Source organism: Escherichia sp. AM3, from assembly GCF_032029835.1.
GTDB classification, from domain to species: Bacteria; Pseudomonadota; Gammaproteobacteria; order Enterobacterales; family Enterobacteriaceae; genus Escherichia; species Escherichia coli.
The window spans coordinates 1-278 of sequence record NZ_JAVUPQ010000922.1 but is presented as its reverse complement, the minus strand read 5'-3'; the positions used below and the strand labels follow the sequence as shown (position 1 = coordinate 278).

The following is a 278-nucleotide window of genomic DNA, read 5'->3' as shown; positions in this document are numbered from 1 at the left end:
TGTCAGTCGTCCGTGCGGAGGTACTGGTAGAGGGTTTCCCGGCTGATGTTGAACTCGCGGGCAAGCTGCGCCTTGGGCTCGCCGGCCGTCGCTCGCTGCCGCAGGGTAGCAGCCTGCTCATCGGACAGGGCTTTCTTGCGGCCCCGGTACGCGCCACGCTGCTTGGCCAAGGCGATGCCCTCACGCTGCCGCTCGCGGATCAGGGCGCGCTCGAACTCAGCGAAGGCCCCCATCACCGACAGCATCAGGTTGGCCATCGGCGAGTCCTCGCCAGTGAA

The 278-nt window shown here is 67.3% G+C and carries 1 protein-coding gene; it reads right to left on the bottom strand.

Features of this window, described 5'->3' with window-relative positions:
- Positions 1-2 precede the first annotated feature (2 nt).
- A partial coding sequence (locus RTW80_RS29080) for a helix-turn-helix domain-containing protein (protein ID WP_312721580.1) occupies positions 3-278 on the bottom strand: 276 nt, incomplete at its 5' end.